1 protein-coding gene is annotated in these 250 nt (G+C 45.2%); it reads left to right on the top strand.

What is annotated here, in order from left to right:
- Window positions 1–30: 30 nt before the first annotated feature.
- Window positions 31–250, top strand: a 220-nt coding sequence (locus NE668_RS09935; protein WP_256196837.1) for an RNA methyltransferase PUA domain-containing protein, incomplete at its 3' end; no start/stop codon positions are given.

Below are 250 nucleotides of genomic sequence, written 5' to 3'. Positions count from 1 at the left end.
GAAAAAATTAAAACGGTAAGGAGAAGAGGAATGCAGCAGTTTTTTGCAGAGCCGTCATGGATCACAGAAAGTGAAATTTTGATCAGGGGCGCGGATCTCAACCATATGAAAAATGTACTTCGCATGAAAGTGGGAGAAGATGTAAGGATCAATGACGGTCAGGGGACGACTTATCTTTGCTGCCTGAATCGGTATGAGAAAGATCAGGCAGTGCTCGATGTGTTCCGAAAGCTGGATACCGAGACGGAAC

Origin of the sequence: Veillonella parvula (assembly GCF_024461875.1) — a bacterium.
Taxonomy (GTDB): domain Bacteria; phylum Bacillota; class Negativicutes; order Veillonellales; family Veillonellaceae; genus Veillonella; species Veillonella parvula_I.
Note: the sequence above shows the minus strand (reverse complement) of the source record. Positions and strands in the feature narration are given on the sequence as shown.